The sequence below is a fragment of the Gammaproteobacteria bacterium genome, from assembly GCA_013214945.1.
In the GTDB taxonomy this organism is placed as follows: Bacteria; Pseudomonadota; Gammaproteobacteria; order Enterobacterales; family Psychrobiaceae; genus Psychrobium.
Genome location: JABSRT010000038.1, coordinates 1 through 24049, shown reverse-complemented (window position 1 = coordinate 24049; position 24049 = coordinate 1). Strand labels below are relative to the sequence as shown.

The following is a 24049-nucleotide window of genomic DNA, read 5'->3' as shown; positions in this document are numbered from 1 at the left end:
ATGAAATAGTGCCGCTAACGCGACACAAAAGTCAGACTAATGCCTTGACAGTAAGAGAGCGTCCATATATGTCTAATGTTTGACAGTCTGTCAGGCTAGCGATCAGTTACCAAGCCACACTTCCCCCCGAATTAATCATTTAGTAAGTGGTGCACTTAGAAGGTGAATTCGGGACACAAGTTCATGCCCTATTTTGATTTAATTTCGTTAGTTACCAAATGCTTACCATCGAATAACTGTTCTTTGATAAGTGATGTCCTGCCCTATACTGTGAAGAGTCAGGTTCCAAAAACTAAACTATACTATGATAAAGTCAAATTCAGTTACTTAGTAAGTAATTACTAAAAATTAATTCGGCTTTGCTCTGTTTTTTCTCTAATTAAGGAGTATTAAAATGAAATTAAGAATTGTTATACTTTCTTTATTGCTCACTATCTTTTCTACAAATGGTTTGGCAAATGAAAAAGTGGCTAATCATATATCTTCCGAGAATATTAAGTGGGTCGATGGCCCCGCTTCTTTACCGCCAGGCTCTAAGATGCATCTTTTATATGGCTCACCAAAGTCTGAGAGCGGTGCATTTACGTTACGCCTTAAATTTCCAAAAAATTACACTATACCCGCTCATTGGCACCCTACAAATGAGAGGATCACTGTTATAAGTGGTGTTTTATATTTTGGTTTGGGAAATAAACTTGATAAAAATAACGCAGGTCCTTTAAAAGCCGGAGCACATGGATGGGTTATTAAAAAAATTGCTCATTTTGCTTATACGGAAGACGAAAGCACAATTATTCAATTGGATGCACAAGCCCCGTGGGGAATAATATACGTTGATGAAAAAAATGATCCAAGAAGTAAATAGTAATATTTTTTAGCCGTATAGTTACTAGCTCATACGGCTAAAATCACCTTAACACCTATATATACTTATTCCCGAATTCAACATGCAAGTAAATTATTATGCCTGCGATTCGACAGTTGTGGGTAAATTGGGCATGAGTTACCTTACACAAAATTAGTTCTAGTAAAAACACTAAAACAGAAATCAAATGAGAGTAGTTAGTAACCAATTGATTCAGGAAGCTTAGCCGTCTAAATTGTATGGGTGATGAGATGGACGCTCGCGCAATCGGCGTCAATGCGCCAAACTAGATTTGAGTCTTAGTTAATTAACGGAGCGTCCATCATGAAGTGTAAAACAATTGGTATTGATTTAGCAAAAAACGTTTTTCAAGTATGTGGTGTTAATGAGCATTTGAAACCTCAGTTTAATGATAAAATTCAACGTAAATCGTTACTCAAGTTCATGGCAAAAAAAGAGCACACTATCGTCGTGATGGAGGCTTGTTATTCATCTAACTATTGGGGGCGAGAAATCACCAAGCTTGGTCATGAAGTAAAATTGATCCCTGCGCAACATGTAACCCCTTTTGTGCGTGGCAATAAAAATGACCGTAATGATGCACTGGCTATCGTTGAAGCGAGCCAGCGACCTTACATTCGATTTGTGCCAGTAAAAACTGAATATCAGCAAGAAATCAATTCATTGCATCGTATTCGCGAACGTCTAATTCGCAATAGAACAGCTATTATCAATCAAATACGTGGCCTACTCAGTGAGTTTGGTGTGATAGCCAGTGCCGGAAAGGCTGAGTTATTTAAACGCCTCTCTGACTTTATAATTGATCCTAAATATACTCATCAACTCAGAGATATGATCGGCGATCTATATAGTGAGCATTTTGCAATGAGCCAGCATATTGAAAAAATTGAAAATCGTCTCAAAAAGTTTGTGGCCGATTCTCCCAATGGAAAAATATTGTTAAGTATTCCCGGCATTGGCTTTATTAATGCTTCTGCATTACTCGCCACAATAGATAAAGGGCAAGCATTTAATAACCCTAGAGAATTTGGTGTTTGGCTAGGTTTGACACCACAGCAATACGCCTCTGGCAATACTAGTCGCATGGGCGGCATAACAAAACGCGGTGATCGTTATCTTCGAAAACAGTTGATTCACGGTGCGAGAACCGTTGTTTGTCACGCCAAAAATAAAACGGATCAACTCAACCAATGGGCGAATAAACTTCGAGAGAAGAAAAGCTTTAACAAAACCGTTGTAGCAATGGCGCATCGACTTGCACGACTAATTTGGATCTTGCTTCAACGACAAGAAGAATACCGCCCGCAATATGCGCCAGTCTTAGCAGGGAGCGCTTAATATGAAATCAGTTTTGTTACTTCGACCTTGTTTAAATCCGTATTGGACAAAGGCTCACAGCCTGAGTGGGTGTTGTGGATGGCAAGGTTCGGGGTAACACCTTTTAGAAGTCCAACCAAAGTCAGTTAATAGTTGATGAACAAAGGTCTAACCTACCTAATCAAAGCCAGACAAGGGCAAGGATTATATTAATCCGCATGAGTGTTACGGTGATTAGGTACGGAACTCATTAGAGGCCAGGGATAATTGAAATATCCCTAATTACAGAGCCTGGATATATGTCGGTACTGATTACTTTTAGACTAGTTTTATTCAACGATTAATAGCTTTAAATAAAATGAAATAGTGCCGCTAACGCGACACAAAAGTCAGACTAATGCCTTGACAGTAAGAGAGCGTCCATATATGTCTAAAATTCATGCGACAGCATCAGGGCTCATATGTGTTAAACCCTATCTATTTATTACATTTGTCACACCAACGACAAAATTAGATTTCTTGAATTTTTCTTTAAAAATATTCAGAGCCTCTTTCATTATTTGGTTATTAAAAATATGGCATCGCTCAAATTGATGATAAAGCTTATCGGTATAACGCTTACATAGCTCTTCTTCCACTGGAGTCAATGACCGATCTCTTGATATATGATTAACTAATTCATTTCTTCTATTTTTCAAGGAAATTAGTTTGTAATATTCTCGCTCCATCATAGCCAATTGGTATACAAGATTAGGCTCTTTTCCAAAAAGTAAAAACGTTAGGGTCGAACTTTCAAAATCAATTTTTTCCTGACCATGTATTATTTTTGGAAGAGCTATGTGCCTGTTATCTAAATCCCTAAAGTCTTCTAGTTCTTGTTGTATATCATGTAAGTTTTCTTGTAACTGACCAAGAAAAAACAAAGCCTGCTGACACGCATTTATGTTTTCAATTTGTTTCTTATTTTTTTCTATCCGATTCTGGTTAGCATAAGCTAAGGTGGCACCAAGTAATACGCTGAAGGATGTGACAACTAACCTAACAACATCCTGTCTGCTTACGCCTATCAAAAACGCATCAATGCCTTCTAACCAACTGCAAAAAAAATCCACACTTACCTCGATTTCACATGGGTTTAACAGCTATAGCAGGACAAAATATTCCTTATTTACTGTAGAAATACGCCATAGCCTAAAAATTAATTTGGCAAAAGAATACTACGTCTATTTAGACTATTCAATAGGTTACAAGAACACACAGAAAATTCAAACCTACGGAAAGGCGGAAACATTCCGTATTTGTGGTGGAAATACGGAAACTGATTATTCCATCAGTAAGTAAATGGTTAAGTCTATTATTCATAAGAAAATATCTCGAAAAACTTATTCTAAAAAACGCTCAATATAAAAAGCGATTTACCCTAGATAAACCGCCTTTACGAAAGTGGTATTGGTGCTTAGATTTAAGCTAATTCTTCAGCAATTCGCGTGCGTTCTTCCTCGGTGTATTGCACTACTCCTACTGGGATTCGGTCATTAATGGCGACACGAATAAGCTCGGCGTCTGATGTGCTAAAACCACCGCACAGCTCAATCAATTGAATGCCTTTAGTGAGCATTTCTTGAGCCACCAGCTGCGCTTGTTCAACATCGCTAACGCCTGCTATCGACATGTCAAAGTTTGCAGTGGCCAAACGCGAATGGTGTTTAAACATTTCTAAATCTGCGCTTTTAACAATAAAGCCGTAACGTTGTAATGCCATGGAAACTCTCTTTGATTAATTAACTGAGGCTTCATTACAAACTGCTTTGAGACTGAGCATTAGGACCAATAAATCATCAAAGATAGATCCAAAAAAATCCCCAACTGAACACAGCTGGGGCTTCGTGGCAAAAAGCAAAAGATGAATTTTTTACGGTTAAACGTAGTAATGAGTGATGGGGAATTCGGGACTTAACTCGGCGCTTTAGCTTGATCCAGCACCTGTGCCTGCACAACGGTAATCGCAATCACGTTAACAACATCGTTAACATTGCAACCGCGTGACAGATCATTAGCGGGCTTTTTGAGCCCTTGTAAAATAGGCCCAATCGCATCGGCTTTGCCAATGCGCTCCACGAGCTTATAACCAATATTTCCCGCTTCTAAATTTGGAAAAACCAGCACATTGGCCTTGCCGTGAGTGGCACTGTGCTCCACTTTTCGTTCGGCTATTGCTGCGACAATGGCAGCATCAAGTTGGACATCGCCGTCGATCGCCAGCTCAGGCATCGCCGCTTTAACTAAACGGGTCGCGGCCACCACTTTGTCTACCGCCGCATGTTTGGCACTGCCGCAGGTCGAAAATGACAACATGGCGACTCGTGGTTCTTCTTCAAGTAAGGTTGTTGCACTATGGGCGGCCGATAAAGCAATTTGGGCTAATTGTTGCTCGTTGGGATCGATCACTAACCCGCAATCAGAAAATATAATGCCGCCTTTTAAATCATGAAATGGCTGGCACAACATCATTAAAAAGAAACTTGAGACCATAGTAGCAGACTCTGCCATGCCAATAATTTGAATGGCGCTGCGTACCGTATCTCCGGACGTGTACACAGCACCCGCTACCGAACCATCGGCGTCGCCAAGGTGCACCATCATTTGGGCAAAGTACAAAGGGTCTTTAATTAGTTGCAATGCTTGTTGCTCGGTCATGCCTTTGTGCTGGCGCAACGTAAAGAGATGCTTAGCATAACGCGCGATATCGAGGTTGTCGCACGGGTCAATAATCTCAATATGCTGGGCATTAATATTAAGGTAATCCGCTTTGGCCAATATTTTACTGACATTGCCTAATAAAACTACCGACGCAATGCCTTTAGCAGCGGCCAATGAACCCGCTTCAATAATCCGAGGATCTTCACCTTCAGCCAACACAATTCGCCGGGGCGAGTTGGCAGCGCGTTTAAAGATTTTGTTGAGAGCTTTCATGCTGAGCCTTGTTTAAAGTGAAAACGTTTGGCGTAACTCACGGCTAAATAAGCTATGCCAAGCGTTTTGGTCAATTGATAATTGGTAATTGGTAATTGCGAGTTTAGTCATATGGCTAAAAGTAAGCCGAGGGCAAGATGCCTCCGACTTATTGAGGTAAACAGGGTATTAGTTAAACGAAGTCTTTGTACTTTTCTAAATGACGAATTGGCTTAGCCAATGCATCACGGCGGAACGGGTCGCCCAGCTCACGAGTACACATTATTTCGATAACCGTAGTTTTACGATCTTCCATTTGGGCACGGATGGCTTCATTAAGAACCGGACCAATGTCTTCTAACCGATCAACGGTAACGCCTAACGCCCCCATAGAACGTGCAATGCCAGCAAAGCTTTGGTTTTCGAGTTCTCCGGCGACAAAACGACGGTTGTAGAAATCAACTTGGTTCTTCTTCTCAGCGCCCCATTGACGATTGTGGAATACGATTGAAGTCACTGGAATGTCTTCACGAACACAGGTCATTATTTCCATCATCGACATGCCCCATGCCCCGTCACCAGCGTATGAAATGCCCGGACGATCTGGCGCAGCAACTTTGGCACCAATCATGGTTGGCAGCGCGTAACCACAGTTACCAAACGACATTGCAGCAAAGAACGAACGTGGTCGCTCAAAGCGTAAATAGCTGTTTGACACTGAGTTAATGTTGCCGATGTCGGTTGATACCATCACATTTTCAGGCATTGCTTTTTCAAGCTCACGTAAAACCTGACGTGGATGTAACCAGTTGTCTTGTTCTGCATTTTGCTCGTTGATCATTTCAAGTGAGTATTCATCTTTTTCGTGGATCCACTCGTCGAGCTCTTGCTCCCATGCTGCTTTTTCAGCCGCAATGGTTTGCGCACGATCTTCTTTGTTATCAAGACATTTAGGGTTTAAATCCGCCAGTAATGTCATCAACGCTTGCGCCGCTGCTTTGGCATCGCCACAAATGGCAACATCAATTTTCTTAACCAAACCAAGCATTTTAGGATCGCAATCAACCTGAATGATTTTGGCATTTTTTGGCCAGTAATCCATGCCATGTTGTGGCAAGGTACCAAACGGCCCTAGGCGCGTGCCCAGTGCTAACACGACATCGGCTTTGGCAATAATTTTCATTGCTGCTTTCGACCCTTGGTAACCCAGTGGCCCACACCATAACGGGTGCGATGCTGGAAATGAATCATTGTGTAAGTAGCTGTTTACTACTGGCATGCCAAGCTGATCGGCAATCGCAATCGCTTCTTCATAAGCATCACCCTGCACCACTCCCCCACCAGAAACCATTACTGGGAACTGAGCGTTAGCAAGCAGATCAGCCGCTTGCTTTAGTGCTTGCACACCACCAGCACCACGCTCAATGCGAATTGGCGTTGGAATTTCACATTCAATATCACCGTAGAACTGATCGCGTGGAATATTAAGTTGAGTTGGGCCATTTTCTAACATTGCACGGTCAAAACAGCGCGCGGTTAATTCAGCCATGCGCGAGTTGTTCACCACACTGACTTGGTATTTGGTAATGGTTTCGAAAAACGGTAATTGCTCAGCTTCTTGGAAACCACCCAAACCTTGCGAGTTAGTGCCTGTTTCAGGGGTAATACAAACCACTGGTGAGTGCGCCCAATAAGCCGCCGCAATCGCGGTAACAAAATTAGTAATACCGGGACCATTTTGCGCAATACAAACACCATGACGACCAGAAACTCGTGAGTAACCGTCGGCCATGTGGCCAGCGCCCTGTTCGTGTACTACGGGGATTAAACGAATGCCAGCCGGGGTGAAAATATCCATTGCATCCATAAATGCACTGCCCATGATGCCGAACGAGTCAGTTACGCCATTGGCAACCAACGTTTCAACCATCGCTTCACTTGGAGTCATACGAGCCATTTGTTTGTTCCTTCTTTTTATAAGTACGGGCAGCAACCTTGGCTATTGCCCGTCATAAGCAATTTATTATTTAGCTGATTAGTTAGCTGGATGATATGGGGTAAATTCACGCCCAAGTGCTACCGCGACTTCTTCACTGGTAATTTTACCCGCGTGAATATTGAGACCATTGGCCAAATGCGGGTCGCGTTGAATCGCTTCTTGCCAACCAAGATCGGCCAAGGCAACAATGTAAGGTAAGGTGGCATTATTTAGAGCCAAGGTTGAGGTGCGGGCAACCGCGCCGGGCATGTTAGCGACGCAGTAGTGAACAACACCGTCAACCATATAGGTTGGGTCTTGATGAGTGGTGGCATGCGACGTTTCAAAACAACCGCCTTGGTCAATCGCAACATCAACCACCGCCGAACCGGCTTTCATGCGAGACACCATCTCAGCGGTGACTAATTTGGGCGCAGCAGCACCGGGAATCAGCACACTGCCAATGACTAAATCGGCCGATAACACATGTTCTTCTAACGCTGCTTTGCTCGAGTAAACCGTTTGAATCGCGGTGCCAAACTCGCTAACTAAACCGCGTAACACATCGAGACTGCGGTCTAAAATAACCACTTGCGCGCCTAACCCTAACGCCATGCGTGCAGCGTTGCTGCCCACTACACCACCGCCGATAATCGTCACTTTCGCGGGCTCAACCCCAGGCACGCCGCCAAGCAACACACCGCGACCTTGCTTGGAATTTTCAAGACAGGCAGCGCCCGCTTGAATAGACATACGACCAGCAACTTCTGACATGGGTGCTAACAGTGGTAAACCGCCTTTAGCTGAGGTCACTGTTTCGTAAGCTATACAAGTCGCGCCGCTGGCTTGCAAGTCATCGGTTTGCTCAGGATCTGGCGCTAGGTGCAAGTAAGTAAATAATAATTGGCCTGGGCGCAGCATTTTACGCTCTATCGGTTGCGGCTCTTTTACTTTTACAATCATATCGGCCGCGGCGAAAATTTCATCAGCACTGCCAGCAATGGTTGCGCCAGCCGCTAAATAATCGCTGTCACTAAAACCAATGCCAGCGCCGCCGTTGGTTTCAACCACCACTTTGTGGCCTCGGGCTGTTAGCTCTAGCACACTGGCAGGCACCATACCGATTCTATATTCATAATTTTTTATTTCTTTTGGTACACCAATCAACATGTTTGACACTCCTATCTATTATTTTTCGTAATTCATTTAGGGCGTGGTCCGACTTTGCTAATTGATTAGCGGTTGCGGATTACGTGTTAACAAGATTAGGAGGAAGCTGCCAAAGCCGATAGGGCCAGATTTAAAATCATGATGAATCCAGTGTGAAAACAGCAATCGACATGAAATAAAGAGATAAAATACAGTTGGTTAATCTATGGGGCCAAAATGACACTGGCGCTAGGCAAGGATGATAAAGCGGCGGTTTAAAATAACGAATGCCCGCAAAACAGTGCGGGCATTTGTTAAAGTGACCAAATGACGGACAACTCAGCTAAACCATTGAGTGGATTAACTCGGCTAATTTTTTAATGCCCGGATCTATTCGTTCGGTTGAAATGGATGAGAAACCTAGCCTAAAATAATTCTTTGGTGGGTTTGGCTCTAAAAAGTGGATTTGGCCCGATTCAATTAAGATCCCATGCTCCATCGCTCGTTCTTGCAATAGTTGCGCGTCGAGCCCCTCTGGGCCTTTGATCCAATAACACGAGCCACCAAACGATGGCTGGGTATGCGACTCGGGTAAATACTGACGCAGTGCCGCATCCATCGCCCGCCAGCGGGTTTGAAAATTTCGGGTAATGTTCATGATTAAAGAATCATGGTAACCACGCTCGATAAAGAGCGCGACCGAACGCTGGTTATTAGCCGCTGGGTGGCGAACAATTAACCGTCGCAGTGCCCGCGCCTCACGAATAAGTTCAGCAGGGCCAACTAAATACCCGACCCGCAAGCCCGGTGCCAATGTTTTTGACAAGCTGCCGATGTAAATTACCCGATCATTGGTATCTAAGCTTTTTAACGCTGGCGTTGGGTTAGATTCAAAGTTAGTTTCGCTTTCGTAATCGTCTTCAATAATAATAAAATCATCACGTTCGGCTTGGGCCAATAACTCGTAGCGGCGTTCAATTGGCATTGTAACCGTGGTTGGGCATTGATGACTGGGCGTGGTGTAAACCAAATCGCAGCCTTTAAGTACTTCACCAACCTGCATGCCAGCGGCGTCAACCGGCACCGATTTAATTTGCGCAGGATTGAGTTTAACGATATTTTGAATATCAACATAACCCGGGGTTTCAAGCCCGATCACACTGTTTTTATCCAGTAATAACCGCGCCAACATATACAAAGCTTGTTGCGCGCCAACCGTGACTAAAATTTCGTCTTCACTGGCCCAAACCCCGCGCCGAGGTAACAAACGCGTTTTTATTTGTTCGATCAATAACGGATCATCATTGTCCATTCGATCACCAGCCCATTCTTTAATCGCCGGACCACTGACCGCATCACGGCAACATTCGCGCCAATTAACGGTCGGAAACATTGATTCGTCAAATTGGCCATAATTAAACGGGTATTGATATTTCTGCCAATCGCGTGGTTTAACCATATTAGTTTGCGAACTGGGTTTTAGCTTAAAACGCTGGGCCCAGTCTGGCGGGTGATAATCTGTCGATTGCTGATACTGAGGTGATTGGCGTTTTACTTGGCCGGTTAAAATGTCAGGGTTGACATAATAACCACTGCGTTCTCGCGCCAACAAATAACCATCGTCTAATAAATGTTCATAAGCGAGCACCACGGTATTACGAGCAACTTTTAATTGCTGTGACAGTTTCCTGCTCGACGGCAGCGCGCTGTCCATTGGAATATTGCCATTGAGGATCGCCGCTGCAATTTGTTCCCTTAATTGTTGCTGTAAACTGCCACCTTGACCCGGTGTTAAATGAAATAATTGAAACATACTGTAACCTTTATTATTATATTTATAGCCACTGAACATTAAAATACGGATGTTTATTATGGTTAAAACTCGCTAAAAAAATGCTCAGCTCTAGCGGTTCACAATTCGCAAACCAAATAGTAACACAACGTTAACACACCACACTCTAGCATTAATATCTTTATAATAACCAGTTGACTTATGGAAGTTTTATGTGATTTCGGAGATAAAACGATGAGCAGAATCAACGGCGACTAAACCAATTCCATTAACAATAACAGCGGTAAACAGGCTAAGATTAACTCAATTGTTGATGCTTATTTGTTAAACAACCGAGTTAACCTTTGATTATGAAATTATGCGTTTGGTGCTAACTCTGCCAAGGCTTCATCTAGCGCCTTAACGATGATATCGATCTCGACTTTAGTAACGATTAAGGCTGGACTTAGGCAAATCGTGTTGTTAAATTCCTTAAACGAACGGTTAGTTCGACCAATAATCACGCCGTTTTGCATGCAATGTGCACCAATAGCAATGGCTAAGCTTTCGTCCATCGGCTCTTTAGTCACTCGGTCTTTAACCAGTTCAAAACCAACAAACAAACCTTTACCACGGACATCGCCAATCACGTCATATTTGGCCATTAAACCATTTAAACAACCGAGCAGGTATTCACCTTGCTGGGTGACATTTTCTAGCAAATTTTCATTTTCAATAATTTGCATATTAACCAAGGCTGCTGCCGGCCCAGCGGTACAACCACCAAAGGTTGAAATGTCGCGGAAATAGCCCATCCGGGCATCGTCGTCTTCTTTAAACGCGTTAAACACTTCTTCGGTAGTGACGGTACAAGAAATAGCGGCATAACCCGACGCCACCCCTTTCGCCATGGTCACCATGTCGGGTTTAACACCGTAATGCTGATAACCAAACCATTTGCCGGTGCGGCCCAATCCACAAACCACTTCATCGATATGGAGTAAAATGTCATATTTTTTACAAATTTCTTGCACCCGATCCCAGTAACCTTGAGGCGGTTCAATCACGCCGCCGCCCGCGGTGATTGGTTCAAGGCACAATGCACCAACGGTGTCTGCGCCCTCTTCTAGAATGACTCGTTCTATTTCGTTAGCAGCGCGAATACCATAATCGTCAACATCGCCCCATTGTGAACGGTATTCACAACAATGCGGTACTTCGACAAAACCTGGGGTAAATGGACCGTATTGATTTTTTCGCTCGAACTGGCCTGTAGCGCTTAGCGCGGTAATGGTGGTGCCGTGATAATCACGCTCGCGAAATAGAATTTTATACTTTTTGCCACCGTATTTTTTAGCCGCAATTTGGCGGACTATTTTAAAGGCCTTTTCATTGGCCTCTGAGCCAGAGTTTGAATAATAAACTCGATTCATGCCGGGCATTTTGCTAATCAACTTTTCGGCAAATTGCGCCGCTGGCACGTTGCCCGCTGTTTGGGCAAAATAATTCAGTGTCACCAGTTGATCTCTGACGGCGTCAGCAATTTCGGTACGACCATAACCAACGTTAACGGTCCAAACTGCGCCAGACACCGCATCAAGGTATTCATTACCCTTGGCGTCCCAAACTCGCATGCCTAACCCTTTAACGATTACCATTGGATCTTTTTCTTCAAATGGCTTGTGTTGTGTTAGGTGATGCCAAACATGCTTGCGATCTTGTGCCACGACTTGCTGCGAATCGAATTCGTTAACGTTATAAGCCATATCTATCCCCTCAAAGGTCTTGTTGTGTGATGCCTGTAGTGTGATGCCAATAGTATGATGTTGGCATCGAAGCTGGTGCTCCAACTACTGAGTTGGTCATGTTTACCATCTCCATAAATTACTGTGCATCAGTCAAAACAAGTTAGATCCAGATGTTTTAGTTGGGTTAGGCCAGCCTGTGTTTACCAAAATTTCGATCGCAATACCCACGATTAAGCATTGGAGCTACTAGTCACAAAAAAGGGCTTAGCCTGACGCTAAACCCTAAGAATGATTGAGAATGGTGATATTGTGAAATTTAAAATTGAGTGAGATCGGCACGCATTTCTTGTAACTTTGCCGCCATCACTTGTTCAAGGTGGTCAAGCTCATTAAGCAATCGTTGCTTATGCTGAGCGCGGCCTTGTGTCGACTCAACGGTAGCAAGTTCGCTAAGAGCGGCCGTTAACACCGCGGCTTGCTCGTTTTTAGGATCATCGCGCTCAAAGTTAAAACTAACACTTTGCGGCAATACCGCTTGGTCGGTGGTTTTAAAATAAATTTTCAACACATCTTGAGCCGCTGTCGTGGTCAAAATATGATGACTAATACTGCTAATATCGGTCAGTCCCATTGAGTTGAGCGTGTTAAATCCAGCCATTACACCTACCTTATTAGTTTTCATCTCGACAGCATAAAACATCAGCAATAAATAACTAGGTCCAATCTTAACCGAATATCACACCAGCTGGCCCCATGTTAGGGCAGGCTCTGGTGCTAATCGCCGCGGGCCTTAATTTTTATAGTGAAGATAAAATTATTAGCTATCAAGAGGTCATCATGGCGACAAAATCACAAGTACAAGTTGAATTACAGGCCAATGCAGTTGAGCTGTTTGACCGCTATCATAAATATACCGGCACTTCGCCTGAAGTTTATATAACTCAGTTAGTTGAGCAGACCCTACCAACAGTAGCCGCAATGGTCGATGCAATGGATGAAGCCAGTAAGCAGCCAGACAAAGACATTGATGTGATGGCGCTTTTTGGTAAGAAAATGGCGGAGCAAGCACTCGCACAGCAAAACATTGCGTTAAACTAGCGTTTAAAATATTGGGCCGATTTAGTTGGCCCAGTATTATCTTCTCGTGCACGCTTTCTAGCTAAAGTTCAAAGACTAAATATCTCAAACTATCGTTAGGTCGAGCTCCTCAAACTTGTTTTGTTTTTAACAAAACTCATACGATTTTGAGACAACTTACCTATTTTAGCTAATTGTTTTCGTTGCAAAAAATCCCTGCCTTGCGAATTTTCTTGAGCTTTTCCAACTAAATAAGAAATAAATTTTTGAGTTTTATCGTTATGTATCCAAGATTTTACAATAAGTAAAAGTAGACGTTGCCACCACTTCAAGTTCAAAAATAATGGATCTTCAAGACTGACCATAGGGAATGCATTCCCTGGCTTTCCTTGACGCCCCGCACGTCCGAATAATTGCCAATCGATTCGCGATGAACCGTGTGGCTCATACATTATGACATACAGCCCGCCTTGTGATAACGCAGCCTCCGATACTGAGATATCGGTGCCTCTTCCAGCCATATTCGTAGAGAGAGTTATCTTTCCTTGCTGCCCTGCATTGGCAACAATTTCAGCTTCTTGTTCTAATAACTTGGCATTTAGTATGTCAAACGTAAAGCCTGATTGATGCATATGTTCAGCCAGAAATTCGGTATCTCTAATCCGGCGGGTACCAATTAATATCGGTTGTCCAGTCTGATGAATAGACCCAATTAAAGACATTAATGCCGCGTTCTTCTCAACCTGTGTCGCGTAACACGTAAAAGGAGCAACGTTAAGTTGGCTTTTTAGTCGAGTAGGCATCTCTAACGTTTTGACTTGATAGGTATGATAAAGCTCTGCTTGTATATTTTGCAAAGTACCACTAGCACCAGTGAGATGGTGATATGATTGAAAAAAGTTTTGAAAACTCATTTTTTCTAACGTCTTAGTAGGCGATGTCATATCCACGCCTACTCTAGCTTCTACTGCTTGATGCAGGCCATAACTCCATGAACGACCATGCATCATACGACCAGTTGCTTCATCAACTAGGATCACTTCACCATCAGCAATGACAAAATGCTCATCTAATTTGAATTTATCTTTAGCTAAAATAGCCTGAGTAATGAGATCTTCTAACCGCCCACGATGGTGCCAAAGTAATGGAAACTTTGTGGTGACGTCCGTTATTTTTTGTTCGCCACTTGCGGTAAAACTGACATCCCAATCATCGACTGACAATAAATAGTCATCATCTTTAGTTAAAGTATCGATGAAATCACGCGCAATAAGCACAGCTTCAAGTAATAACGGGTTATCTTCTTGCATCGATATAATAAGCGGAGTAGTAGCATCATCAATTAAAATAGAGTCAGCTTCATCAACAATGACAGAATGTAATCCTCTCATCAACATCGACTGTTCACGCCCCTGCCATTGAGACAAAGACATCCTGACTCTACTGGCTAAACCACCAAATGAAATAATGTCATTTAAATAATCAGCTAAAAACTGCTTAGCCGTGCCATAAACTATTTGAGCCTGATAACGCTGTTGTTTCTCTTCTGGAGATATTTCTTGCTCAACAAAACTAGCACTAACCTGTGCCGCTGAAAAAATCGGTATCATCAACTCCATATCACGCTTAGCCAAATAATCGTTAGCCGTAATCACATGACAAGGTTTCTGACTCCAGCCAAAAACAATTGCAACAATCGCAATGGTTAGTGTTTTACCTTCGCCAGGTGCTAACTGTACTAAATAACCATCAATCATCGCCAACGCGCAACTCAACTGAATGGGATACGGCGTCATTTTTACACTTTGGTTACAGATATGAGTCACCCAAGCTAACGCTTTTAGTAAACTATCTCTATCTTGAGTTAAACGTCCTCGCCGTGCCAAGGACGCAAACAATAGTTGTTGCTGGTTAAGCTCCTCTTCGCTGAGCAATTTCAGCGATTCATAATGAGATATAACTAGCTTAGCCTCATCGTGATACTGAGCGACTATCTGGTTATGGCGCTGACTATTTTGTAGCAACTGCAACTGAGTCCCAACCCATGTAGGCGTTGATAGCGATAATTTAGGTTCGTAAAATACACTCATAATATTAGATCTGGTATCGCTGTTGTAATATCTGAGATAACGACTGGCGAATTTGCCAAAACGTCGAACGCCAAGGCAAATCAAACATTAACCACCCTGTCATCCCCTCATATACACGTAAATCATGGTTAGCGACATCAGGTAAAGGAATACTAACTTCAAAGAAAGGTTCAAGCGCATTCATTTGACCACTTCCATCCCTGCTCGCCATAATAGGACCGCCACTTTCCCAGCCTAATGAGGCTGATGGTAATAACGTTTTTCTAAAAGGATTAAACTGTATATTCTCAACGGCTAATAGCTCTTGTGTTTGACCATTCAACCTGATTTCACCTTTAGTAATTGCAGTATTGAATAAATCTGATGCTTGCTCTTGAGAAACAACAGCGACAAAACGTACTGTATGCACATTGTAAATAGTACCAACGGGATCAGCTTGATTAAACGTGGTGCCTATTTTCTGTCTAAGGTCTGATGGGATCCAAATACCATTAAATGGTGCAACAATACTTAATCCTTGCAGCTGATCGATAATCTCATTCAATTGTTCATCTAATGCCTGCTTTTGCCTGCGTAGAGCGATTAAGTCCGTCTGAGAATGATTCAATGCTTGACGTATCAGCCAACTAATTTCAACTAACTGTTGCTCAATAAGATGTTGTTGTTGTTGTAAATCAGGATTATCAAATTTTGCTAATAAATCACCTTCCTTTACCCAAATACCACTACGGCTTTCAGCCTGCAATAATGTACCACTTGATTGAGTAAACAATTGATTACTTTCTTGAGCCTGTATAACGCCAGGTGCCTTAATGTTATATGGAACAGGAATGAAAGACAGGCTCAAAATAATGCCTATGATTAAAGAAAAACTAACAAACCATGCTCTGGCTCTATTTTTTCGTAGTTGTTGGCTACTACTTAAATACTTAATTAACTTGCCAAATGGAATAAAAACCCACATAAAAAGCGATACCGACATGATAGCTAAGCCTAAACCTAGCCATAGATCCGCGGCATAAACTGCGATAACCAATACCACCGCTAACCGATATAAATAACTCGATACGCCATAAAATGTACACCATAGCGCTTCATATCTACTCTCAGCTGCAGGTTCTGCTTTTTTAGTTCCTAATAACCAGCGATTAAAGTAGTAAAGCCACTGCGAGCTACTTTTTTGGTACAAATTAGGAATATCGGTAATATCCGATAGCATATAATACGCGTCAAATTTTAGTAACGGATTGCCATTAAACAGTACGCTAGACACAGAGCCAATAATCATCATATTAAATGCAAGACTATTAACAATACCAGGAGCCGTGTATGCCCAAATTAAAGCAGCTATAGCTGCAATAAATAACTCAACATACATGCCTGCAGCGCCAATAACAGAACGCTCCCATCTACTTCGCAAAGACCATGTCTGTGTCGCATCAACATAGGGTAAAGGCGTTAATACAATAAACATTAAGCCCATTGTATGCACCTCACCGCCAAAACGTTTTATCGCGACAGCGTGGCCCATTTCGTGAATGAGCTTTAATACAAACAAGCCTAAGTAGAGTAAAATTAAATTATCAGGCGCTAAAATACCTTGGCTTTGCTGTCGTAAGTCGGTCCAATTTGACAACACAGCATTGCCACCGAGCATCAGCACCATAAGCCAAATGACAAAGGCGGGCTTACTAAACAGTGGATTTAAAATACGAACAAAAGTATTTAAAAAGCCAGTCGGATTCCATAAAGAGACCCTCAGATACATAAACGCCATTAATTTGGTTAAATGTTCCTGACGTTTCTGACTAGTTTTACGTTCTAAAATTGCTCCATAATCTGATTCAGAGCGATAAAATAATAAATTAGCATGGTGCAATTGCGATAATGCCTGAATGATATCCTCTTGCCCTGGTGCCTCTTCTGGATAAAGTTCAATAAACTCATGCCATACTTGCTCAATGCTTTTATGTACTGATAATCGAGAAATAAATCGATAGGTTATTTCTTGAACTCTGAAAAAATTCCCAGAGCATGCATCCTGTAATACATACCACACCAATCCCCGGTAAAGCTGTTTATGGACTTTTGTTGAAGGCAATAATGCGACTTTTAATTGCGCAACTTGATACCAACCTTCACTAAATGTGCTAGACATAAAGGTCCCTTTCTATTGAAATTTAAGATTTAAAATAGCTAATAATAAGATATAACAAGCCAAGTTCATTACCACCAAAACATTAATCTTAATTGGTGGTAAGACTTACGGCCTAACACCCAATAAGGTGCCGCTTGTCCTTTGTCGATTTTACCAACGCCGGTCATACCGGGACGCCACCAAGATTTTGAACCATCAACAAAACTTGCTTTAATTTGAAACTGAGCCCCTTTTTGCCCACCATCATATGCAACAGGGATAATCTGCTCGACAATAAATGGCAATGGTAATAAAGGCTGACTAACCAAAGCAAACTCTCCGGTATCACCGATAGAAATATGGTGTATATCGCGTTCATTAACGGCAAGGGTCAAATAAATATCTTCAATTTTTGCAATTCTCATTAGCGTGTCACCCTTTCTAATTGGCAGACCTAAGAGGTTTTTTCGCTCACCTTCAATAATGACACCGTCAAAGGGTGATGTGACTTGCGTCTCATCTAACATCAATTGCACTCGCGATGTCCGGGCATCTATTTGAGCTTTGCGCGCTTTAGCAATTTCTGTTTCGATAATATTATTAGCGGCACGAGCTTTGTCTTCTTCAGAAGAAAACCTTTGCCTTTCAGCGCCAAGTTCCGTTAATTGCAGAATTAAATCTTGTTTTTTCAACTCAATGACAGTTTGGCCGTAATTAACATTGTCCCCTACATTAGCTGAAACCTTAGTAATGACACCATCTTGAGGAGCACTAATTAGCTGCACTCGATCGGTTATAAACTCACCACTTGATTCAATCCGAAAACTGAGAGAGCCGAACAACAACCACAATACACTTAAGGTAATAAGCACTGTAGCAACTTTTGTCCATAACCATTCTTTTCCAAAGACCCAGCTAAGGTATTTAGTGGCCTTAAGCTTAACCTTTAACCATAGGCCGCCGTTCTCTTGTTGCAGCATTTGTAAACGAGCACTTAAAAGGCTAAGAGTAAAGCTTAGAGAATGTAATAATGATTGATTAAACTTCCCCTTCATTTTTACCAACAATAAGCAGCCGATAGGTTGACTTTGGGTATCGAAAATAACGAGCGTAACAATGTCTTCGCAAGCCATAGCTCGTTGCAATTGCTGATGAGCCAAAGTAATTAGACCAGCGTGCCCTTCCGGATTTCCTAAGTGGATTGTTGCTTGCTGATCGACCGCTTCTTCTAATGCCGCTTCATATAATTTAACTAATTCTGTTTTATGTTCAAAACGATCAAAATGGCTGATGTTTTCAATTTTGACATATTCCCCTTTCACCCAACCAAGAGCCGCTTGATCAACTTCGTCCGAGTGAGAAATTAATCCATTGACTAAGGTATAACCCGCCAAAGATAAAGAGGAAGATGAATAGACGTCAGGTAGCACTGACAATAGCGATAATGCTTGATCGTTTGACGACGCGACATTAGCTAACTGAGGCTGTTCATTGGGCACATCCGCAAGCATCTGGCCCCTTAAAACAATGTCACTCATGCGATCTTTATTAGAGTCTGCTACCTGCAATAATAAAACTTTAGGTTCATCAGTGGACAAACGAAAACTCAACCAATGAATATTTGGTTGCAGGGGTTGCTGCTGATGATGAATGGCAAAACCATTTTTTAACGATCTTACGATTAAGTCTTGTAACCAGGGTAATTGATTATCGAGACTGACAGGTGAAACGGGTTGATTCAATGAATCGACCGCTGCAGTTTTTTCTGTTTCAACAACTAAACTCTTACTCATTGAAATTGACAAAACACTCGCTGAATTAGCTAAGCATAATGTTTGGGCTATATTTAAAAAATCTGCCCAAGATAACAGTGGAGATTCTTGAAAACTTCGCTTACGTAACGATCGCAGACGCTCTATTAGCTCTGCGATATTAACTTGTGACATCTGACCTACTCTCTTGCAATTTTTTATCTTAGAATTGAATTATTGTCCGTTAAATCTAGATTGTCTCCGCAAATAGCCAAAAAAGCATTCGCAGCGTCAATAAAATCACGGGGATCTTCATAATTACTGTATTTAAGTTGCATGGTAAAACTATACCAATACAATAAAGTTTGATTAACATCATAGGGATAATGAGTAAAAAAAGCGTTTCGCTGTTCATCAGTAATCGCTTTACTTATTAAGAAATGTAAATCCTTCTCTCTATGGTAAACACCACACCTATCCCAGTCGATAAGCGTAAGTCTGGTGTTAGTAGCCGAATAAAAAATATTATTTTGCCATAAATCGCCATGGCAAATAACAGGATCACTATGCGGTTCTAAAAAAACAGAATACCAACGCTCTTTTAGGATCTTAAAATCTTGAGGACTACACTTGATAAAGTGCTCAGCTCGGCTCCAAATATTATCAATATTTTCCAAATAATAAGATTTGAAATCATTAGCAAGACCAAAATTTTGGTACATTAATGGCCCAAATTTACGCCCTGTAAAACTATGAACATCAGCCATTACAACAGCAAGTGCCGTAAATGCCTCAATATCATTATTTTCACCTAAGAATTCGCCGTCAGCAAAATGTTCAATTAAGCATTTATCATCATAGTAAATAATGTCTGGAAAATATGATTTACCCTTGAGTTTTTGACGAATACACATGATTGATTTTAATTGCTGAATACCATACTTAGGCACTCTAAAAATATAACTCTGATCCAAGTGGCTAAACGCAAGTACAATGTTATTTGTTCCCTGATTTATTTTGATATCAGTTGGTTTCCAGCCTAGCTTATTTCTAACAACCAGGTCGAAATGGTCATTTATTTCATAAATAAAACGCGCAAAATCACGATTTTCTGGTGTAAGTGCTAACCATTCATCTGTTGGAATATCTTTATCCGGCTTATCAAACATTAAACACTCCATGACATGATAAAATCTATTATTAAGTAACCATAAAATACAGCCAATATCGGTCGCCTGATTTTAATATGAAGTATCGAAAAATTTTAAAAACTATCGGTACACTCTGTCGCGAAACTATATTTTCTAAAATAACTAACTCAAATATTAATACAGCGAATAAAGAGTAATAGTGACAATAGTCTTAATATAGTGTCGCCAATGATCTGGTAAATTTGTGGCGCCCGGACCTCGAAGGCGCCACTGTCAGCCATCTGTTCAATCAGAAACTTAAATCGGCACCGTAACTTTGATACCAGGCCTCATTAAACCAAGCTTGTTATTGACGCGTATTTTTATTTCGACTAAGCCACTTGCAGGATCTGCTACAGGAGAAATATAATCAATAATTCCTGTTTGATTAGGTAAGTTAGCGACATAAATAGGGACAGATGTATTAACTGTCAATCCTCTGGCTAATGCATCATTAATATTGAGTTTAATAAAAAGTTCTTTTATATCGACTAAACCAATCAAAGGCTCACCAACTTTAGCCCATTCACCAGCCTGCTGAGCTACTTTGGTAATGATACCATCGATTGGTGCAACGAGTTGACGCTCTGCCAAGCGCCGAGTGCTCAACCGATACTCAATTTTTTCACGTAATTTCTTTTCTTTTAATTGAGCCAAGCGCCCGCGAGACTGAATTAAATCAAGTTGAAGCCCGTCTAATTCATCCAAGCTAATAGAACGTGATTCTTGATAAAGAACCTGTGCCGCCTTATATTTACTCTCAAATATTTCATTACGCGCAATTAAACTTTGTTGTTCTTCAGTGTCTTGAAACAATAGCAGGTAACGTTTCTGCTCTAACCTTTGTATTGATTGGTCTAAAGTAACAAGTTTCTGCCCCTTTTTAACTTCAATACCAGAACGAACATGGATCTTTTTTATCGTGCCACTATCTCCCATTGCCAACTTCAAATTCATCTCTGAATACAAAACCCCGACGACATCTTGCGCCATAGTGATTGACGATAAGAGTAAACAAACTAAACCAACAAAATTACGAAAAGAACAAAACATACAAAAACCTATTAAATAACGATTATTAATTTGAAACTAAATACTCTTTTAATAAAGTACCATCAGTTAACGCTAACGCGACTCTGGCTAGTTCATACTTTACCTGCCCATCGATTAAGCGCTGACGTTCTAAGTTCAAGTCGTCTTCTCGTGAGTAAACATCGATTAACTCACCGTAACCTAAAGTGAACTTTTTCTTTTCTGCGTTAAACAACTCTTCCAACAACACGACATTTTCGGTTAAAAACACCATTTCTTGATACGTCGTTTTTACTTGGAATAATTTAGCGTTCAAATCATTTCTAAGGCCTATTTTAACCGCCTTTAAATCTTCTTTTTGTTGGTTTTGTTTTAAGATAGCAATTGCTTTCTTCGCTTTAATCCGCTCATTGCCACCAATTGGCATTGAGAAGTCAAGCCCGACATACCACGATGGATGTTCGTTATCGAAAGAGTTATGACCATTAAAATCATCGTCTAAGTTATTAATTTTATAGCCAAGCTTTAAGTCCAATTGAGGTTTTAGCTCATCTTCAACCAACGCAATTTCTTGGTCTTGCATCGCGATATTAAAATGCAATACTTGATAGTTCGGCCAAGCAGCCAATACCTGCTCGTAATAAGCGGCCAGCGGCATATTCAGTTCAAACTTGCTGGTATCCGGCGTTGAGCTCAGTTCAAAGACTAAGCCATCAAGACTTTCTGGATTATAATTCATCAGCGTACTGATTTTATATATCGCTTCATTACGTGCTTGACGCGCGCTATCGTAGGCAATCTTACGCTTTAACACTTCTGACTTGGCATCAAGAATAGATTTTTGTGATTCTTTGCCCATTTTTACTTTGCGTTTAATATCTTTAAGGATATTTTTAGCGTTCGCTAGTGCCGCTTCTCGCACAGCAATGAAACGCGTTATTTTATACACTTGCCAATAAGACGATGAGGCATCATAGACAACTTTTAGCATTTGATGACGGTATTGGGTGTCGACTATTTTATCTTCTATTTCGGCACGTTTAATCCGAGTCTCAGTCGCCGCATTACCAAAGCCTTTGAGCAACGGTTGCTTTAACTCGAAATTAACCGCCGTGGTGAATTCAGAGTCTCTTACTAATGGGTCGATATCGCTAGGAATAATATTATTATTCTTCTCTTGGGTTGAGTAACTAATCGTTACTTCACCACCCGTCTTAATAATACGACGCACACCTAAGCTTAAGCTGGTATTCGATTCCGTTAGGTTTACTTTATTTTGAGCACTTATAGAAGACGCAAACTTATCACCTGCCGACCGTTGCAAATTTGCATCGTCATAAGATATGTTTGAGAAAAATTCGGTTTCATAAATCCCTTTTTCAAACGTGATTTTCTCTTTTGCAATGTGACGCTGAATATCAGCATAAGAGATTTGTGCATTACTATTGATAACTTGGTCTATAAAGCTATTTATGGTTAACACGGTAGGTTCTTGGGCAACTGCATTAAAGGATAAACCAATAGAAACTAATGCCGCAGACAGGCGTTTAACGGGGAACGTACTATTCATATATTATCTCAATCTTAAAATGTAGCTCAGTAATTATCTGAGTCTCTTTTAGGTATTTTAAATCCAACGGGTATGATGGGTCGCTAACGACCAATCACCCCATAATATTTACCAGCCTCACCAACAAGAAAGTGAACTATTTTCTTAATCAGCAAGGCTGGCCATTAGGTTCAATCACGTCGCGCTATAGAATATTCTCAAGTAATGCATCCTCTTCGGTATCTAGGAAATAATCATATAAGTAATTATTTAAAGAACCACCAAACACATCGATTTGTCTATTGCCAAATGAGTTAACAATGTTAGAACTCAGTGAACCAAGACTACGTACTTGCGATATTGAACTCGTTCTAAGTACCGATTCTTCCAACTGACGCTCAAATTGAGTCTTTAAACTTGCAGAACTGCCATCAATAGTCGATTGATTCCCCTGAAAAACAGACCCGGTGTTTAGACTTAAATAGTCATAATGTTCTACCCCATAACTATCAGTTTCATCGTTTTCAATTGATTGCTGCTGCTCTAATAACCGTTCTAACAAACTATTAGATTCAACCACTGAGACCTTCGCCGAATTAAGCTCTGTTTCTGTTGTTATAAAACGATTCAGCGCAAATTCCATCTGGGTCATGCTCAGCGTATCATCAACCAGTTGACCATAATCTGCCTCACTGCTTTGTGATAAAAATTGCAAGTAAGTGTCTTTACTGTCGACCTGTTCATTAACCAAGTAGTTAAGGTCAGACGTGTCAGAAACTTGTTTCACACTGCCATCGATATCGCCATCAATAAATATCTCAGCCTTAACTTTCAGTAAGTTTTTCTCTAACGCCGCTACAGCATTAATAAAGCCAAGATTTTGATGGTCAACAAAGTGCCCTAGTGATGAGAACGTTAATTCTTTCGCTGTGACATTGGTTGCGGTCTCTGAATCTAGTACCGAGAACACCTTGCCAGCAGCTTCTAAAGTGACACTTGTTTGGCTTGTCATTTGAGCAAGCCCGATATCACCTTGAGTCGCTTGATAATGTACCGCGCTATCAGTCGTTATCACGCTATCGATTGATTGGGTGATAGCGCCTGCTTTAACGGTCAATGTCGATGCATTAGCTGCCACATTAGCATTTTGCGTCAACAAACCATCGCTGATTAACTGAGCATTATTGTTGGTTAACGTGATATCTGCTGATTGAGTCAGTTGACCTTTAACATCAATCGTTAGTGAACCTTGGCTCATCGTAATATCAGACAACGTTAAGTCAGTATCATTATTTAATGATAATACTTGCATTGAGGTCATTGCAGTTAGTTTGTTGATGTGACCATCAACATTTAAGGTGCTAAGTAGCGTTGAAGTGCCATCCGTCATTAGCGTCACGTTATCAGCAGCAATAGTCGCCG

18 protein-coding genes are annotated in these 24049 nt (G+C 41.3%); 3 read left to right on the top strand and 15 right to left on the bottom strand.

Annotated elements, in window-relative coordinates; genetic code table 11:
- Positions 1-394 precede the first annotated feature (394 nt).
- Together HRU23_19500 and HRU23_19495 are read left to right on the top strand one after the other, a co-directional pair.
- The gene (locus HRU23_19500) at positions 395-865 is read left to right on the top strand and encodes a cupin domain-containing protein (GenBank protein NRA56333.1); all 471 of its coding nucleotides are present in this window, start codon (positions 395-397) and stop codon (positions 863-865) included.
- Between the two features lie 324 nt (positions 866-1189).
- A complete protein-coding gene (locus HRU23_19495; GenBank protein NRA56332.1) occupies positions 1190-2224 on the top strand; it encodes an IS110 family transposase in 1035 nt (344 codons plus the stop codon).
- A gap of 452 nt (positions 2225-2676) precedes the next feature.
- On the opposite strand, the gene HRU23_19490 is transcribed toward HRU23_19495, so the two are convergent.
- The 8 genes from HRU23_19490 to HRU23_19455 all read right to left on the bottom strand — a co-directional run bounded on the left by HRU23_19490 (position 2677) and on the right by HRU23_19455 (position 12459).
- Positions 2677-3315 carry a hypothetical protein gene (locus tag HRU23_19490; protein NRA56331.1) on the bottom strand — a complete coding sequence of 213 codons (639 nt, stop codon included), beginning with the start codon at positions 3313-3315 and terminating at the stop codon, positions 2677-2679.
- 350 nt (positions 3316-3665) lie between these two features.
- Positions 3666-3965, bottom strand: a complete 300-nt coding sequence (locus HRU23_19485) for a hypothetical protein (protein NRA56330.1) — start codon at positions 3963-3965, stop codon at positions 3666-3668.
- 191 nt (positions 3966-4156) lie between these two features.
- Complete coding sequence (pta, locus tag HRU23_19480) at positions 4157-5176, bottom strand: phosphate acetyltransferase (GenBank protein NRA56329.1); 1020 nt, start codon at positions 5174-5176, stop codon at positions 4157-4159.
- 172 nt (positions 5177-5348) lie between these two features.
- Positions 5349-7112 (bottom strand): sulfoacetaldehyde acetyltransferase, encoded by a 1764-nt coding sequence (gene xsc, locus HRU23_19475; GenBank protein NRA56328.1) that lies wholly within the window; start codon positions 7110-7112, stop codon positions 5349-5351.
- Positions 7113-7190: 78 nt separating this feature from the next.
- Positions 7191-8303 (bottom strand): alanine dehydrogenase, encoded by a 1113-nt coding sequence (gene ald / locus HRU23_19470; protein ID NRA56327.1) that lies wholly within the window; start codon positions 8301-8303, stop codon positions 7191-7193.
- A gap of 322 nt (positions 8304-8625) precedes the next feature.
- Positions 8626-10095: a PLP-dependent aminotransferase family protein gene (locus HRU23_19465; GenBank protein NRA56326.1), complete on the bottom strand. Its 1470-nt coding sequence runs from the start codon at positions 10093-10095 to the stop codon at positions 8626-8628.
- A 335-nt stretch (positions 10096-10430) separates the two neighbouring features.
- Entirely contained in the window at positions 10431-11819 is a 1389-nt protein-coding gene (locus tag HRU23_19460; protein ID NRA56325.1) for an aminotransferase class III-fold pyridoxal phosphate-dependent enzyme, read from the bottom strand.
- 298 nt (positions 11820-12117) lie between these two features.
- Positions 12118-12459: a DUF3461 family protein gene (locus tag HRU23_19455; protein NRA56324.1), complete on the bottom strand. Its 342-nt coding sequence runs from the start codon at positions 12457-12459 to the stop codon at positions 12118-12120.
- A 179-nt stretch (positions 12460-12638) separates the two neighbouring features.
- Here HRU23_19455 and HRU23_19450 point away from each other — a divergent pair, with 179 nt between their 5' ends.
- Positions 12639-12899 carry a hypothetical protein gene (locus HRU23_19450; GenBank protein ID NRA56323.1) on the top strand — a complete coding sequence of 87 codons (261 nt, stop codon included), beginning with the start codon at positions 12639-12641 and terminating at the stop codon, positions 12897-12899.
- A 95-nt stretch (positions 12900-12994) separates the two neighbouring features.
- Here HRU23_19450 and HRU23_19445 read toward each other — a convergent pair whose 3' ends face one another.
- The 7 genes from HRU23_19445 to HRU23_19415 all read right to left on the bottom strand — a co-directional run.
- Positions 12995-14968: a hypothetical protein gene (locus tag HRU23_19445; protein ID NRA56322.1), complete on the bottom strand. Its 1974-nt coding sequence runs from the start codon at positions 14966-14968 to the stop codon at positions 12995-12997.
- Between the two features lie 4 nt (positions 14969-14972).
- Complete coding sequence (locus HRU23_19440; GenBank protein ID NRA56321.1) at positions 14973-17126, bottom strand: hypothetical protein; 2154 nt, start codon at positions 17124-17126, stop codon at positions 14973-14975.
- Positions 17127-17194: 68 nt separating this feature from the next.
- Entirely contained in the window at positions 17195-19051 is a 1857-nt protein-coding gene (locus HRU23_19435; GenBank protein ID NRA56320.1) for an efflux RND transporter periplasmic adaptor subunit, read from the bottom strand.
- A gap of 23 nt (positions 19052-19074) precedes the next feature.
- Positions 19075-20025 carry an aminoglycoside phosphotransferase family protein gene (locus HRU23_19430; protein ID NRA56319.1) on the bottom strand — a complete coding sequence of 317 codons (951 nt, stop codon included), beginning with the start codon at positions 20023-20025 and terminating at the stop codon, positions 19075-19077.
- A 279-nt stretch (positions 20026-20304) separates the two neighbouring features.
- Positions 20305-21099 (bottom strand): efflux RND transporter periplasmic adaptor subunit, encoded by a 795-nt coding sequence (locus HRU23_19425; GenBank protein ID NRA56318.1) that lies wholly within the window; start codon positions 21097-21099, stop codon positions 20305-20307.
- A gap of 25 nt (positions 21100-21124) precedes the next feature.
- The gene (locus HRU23_19420; protein ID NRA56317.1) at positions 21125-22648 is read right to left on the bottom strand and encodes a TolC family protein; all 1524 of its coding nucleotides are present in this window, start codon (positions 22646-22648) and stop codon (positions 21125-21127) included.
- Positions 22649-22832: 184 nt separating this feature from the next.
- Positions 22833-24049: hypothetical protein (locus HRU23_19415; GenBank protein NRA56316.1), on the bottom strand; the 1217-nt coding region annotated here is incomplete at its 5' end.

Coding starts and splice junctions, on each gene's coding strand:
- HRU23_19445 (NRA56322.1), bottom strand. CDS start 14,968: ATGAGTGTATTTTACGAACCTAAATTATCGCTATCAACGCCTACATGG.
- HRU23_19430 (NRA56319.1), bottom strand. CDS start 20,025: ATGTTTGATAAGCCGGATAAAGATATTCCAACAGATGAATGGTTAGCA.
- HRU23_19420 (NRA56317.1), bottom strand. CDS start 22,648: ATGAATAGTACGTTCCCCGTTAAACGCCTGTCTGCGGCATTAGTTTCT.
- HRU23_19460 (NRA56325.1), bottom strand. CDS start 11,819: ATGGCTTATAACGTTAACGAATTCGATTCGCAGCAAGTCGTGGCACAA.
- xsc (NRA56328.1), bottom strand. CDS start 7,112: ATGGCTCGTATGACTCCAAGTGAAGCGATGGTTGAAACGTTGGTTGCC.
- ald (NRA56327.1), bottom strand. CDS start 8,303: ATGTTGATTGGTGTACCAAAAGAAATAAAAAATTATGAATATAGAATC.
- HRU23_19485 (NRA56330.1), bottom strand. CDS start 3,965: ATGGCATTACAACGTTACGGCTTTATTGTTAAAAGCGCAGATTTAGAA.
- HRU23_19500 (NRA56333.1), top strand. CDS start 395: ATGAAATTAAGAATTGTTATACTTTCTTTATTGCTCACTATCTTTTCT.
- pta (NRA56329.1), bottom strand. CDS start 5,176: ATGAAAGCTCTCAACAAAATCTTTAAACGCGCTGCCAACTCGCCCCGG.
- HRU23_19465 (NRA56326.1), bottom strand. CDS start 10,095: ATGTTTCAATTATTTCATTTAACACCGGGTCAAGGTGGCAGTTTACAG.
- HRU23_19440 (NRA56321.1), bottom strand. CDS start 17,126: ATGTCTAGCACATTTAGTGAAGGTTGGTATCAAGTTGCGCAATTAAAA.
- HRU23_19495 (NRA56332.1), top strand. CDS start 1,190: ATGAAGTGTAAAACAATTGGTATTGATTTAGCAAAAAACGTTTTTCAA.
- HRU23_19455 (NRA56324.1), bottom strand. CDS start 12,459: ATGGCTGGATTTAACACGCTCAACTCAATGGGACTGACCGATATTAGC.
- HRU23_19435 (NRA56320.1), bottom strand. CDS start 19,051: ATGTCACAAGTTAATATCGCAGAGCTAATAGAGCGTCTGCGATCGTTA.
- HRU23_19425 (NRA56318.1), bottom strand. CDS start 21,099: ATGTTTTGTTCTTTTCGTAATTTTGTTGGTTTAGTTTGTTTACTCTTA.
- HRU23_19450 (NRA56323.1), top strand. CDS start 12,639: ATGGCGACAAAATCACAAGTACAAGTTGAATTACAGGCCAATGCAGTT.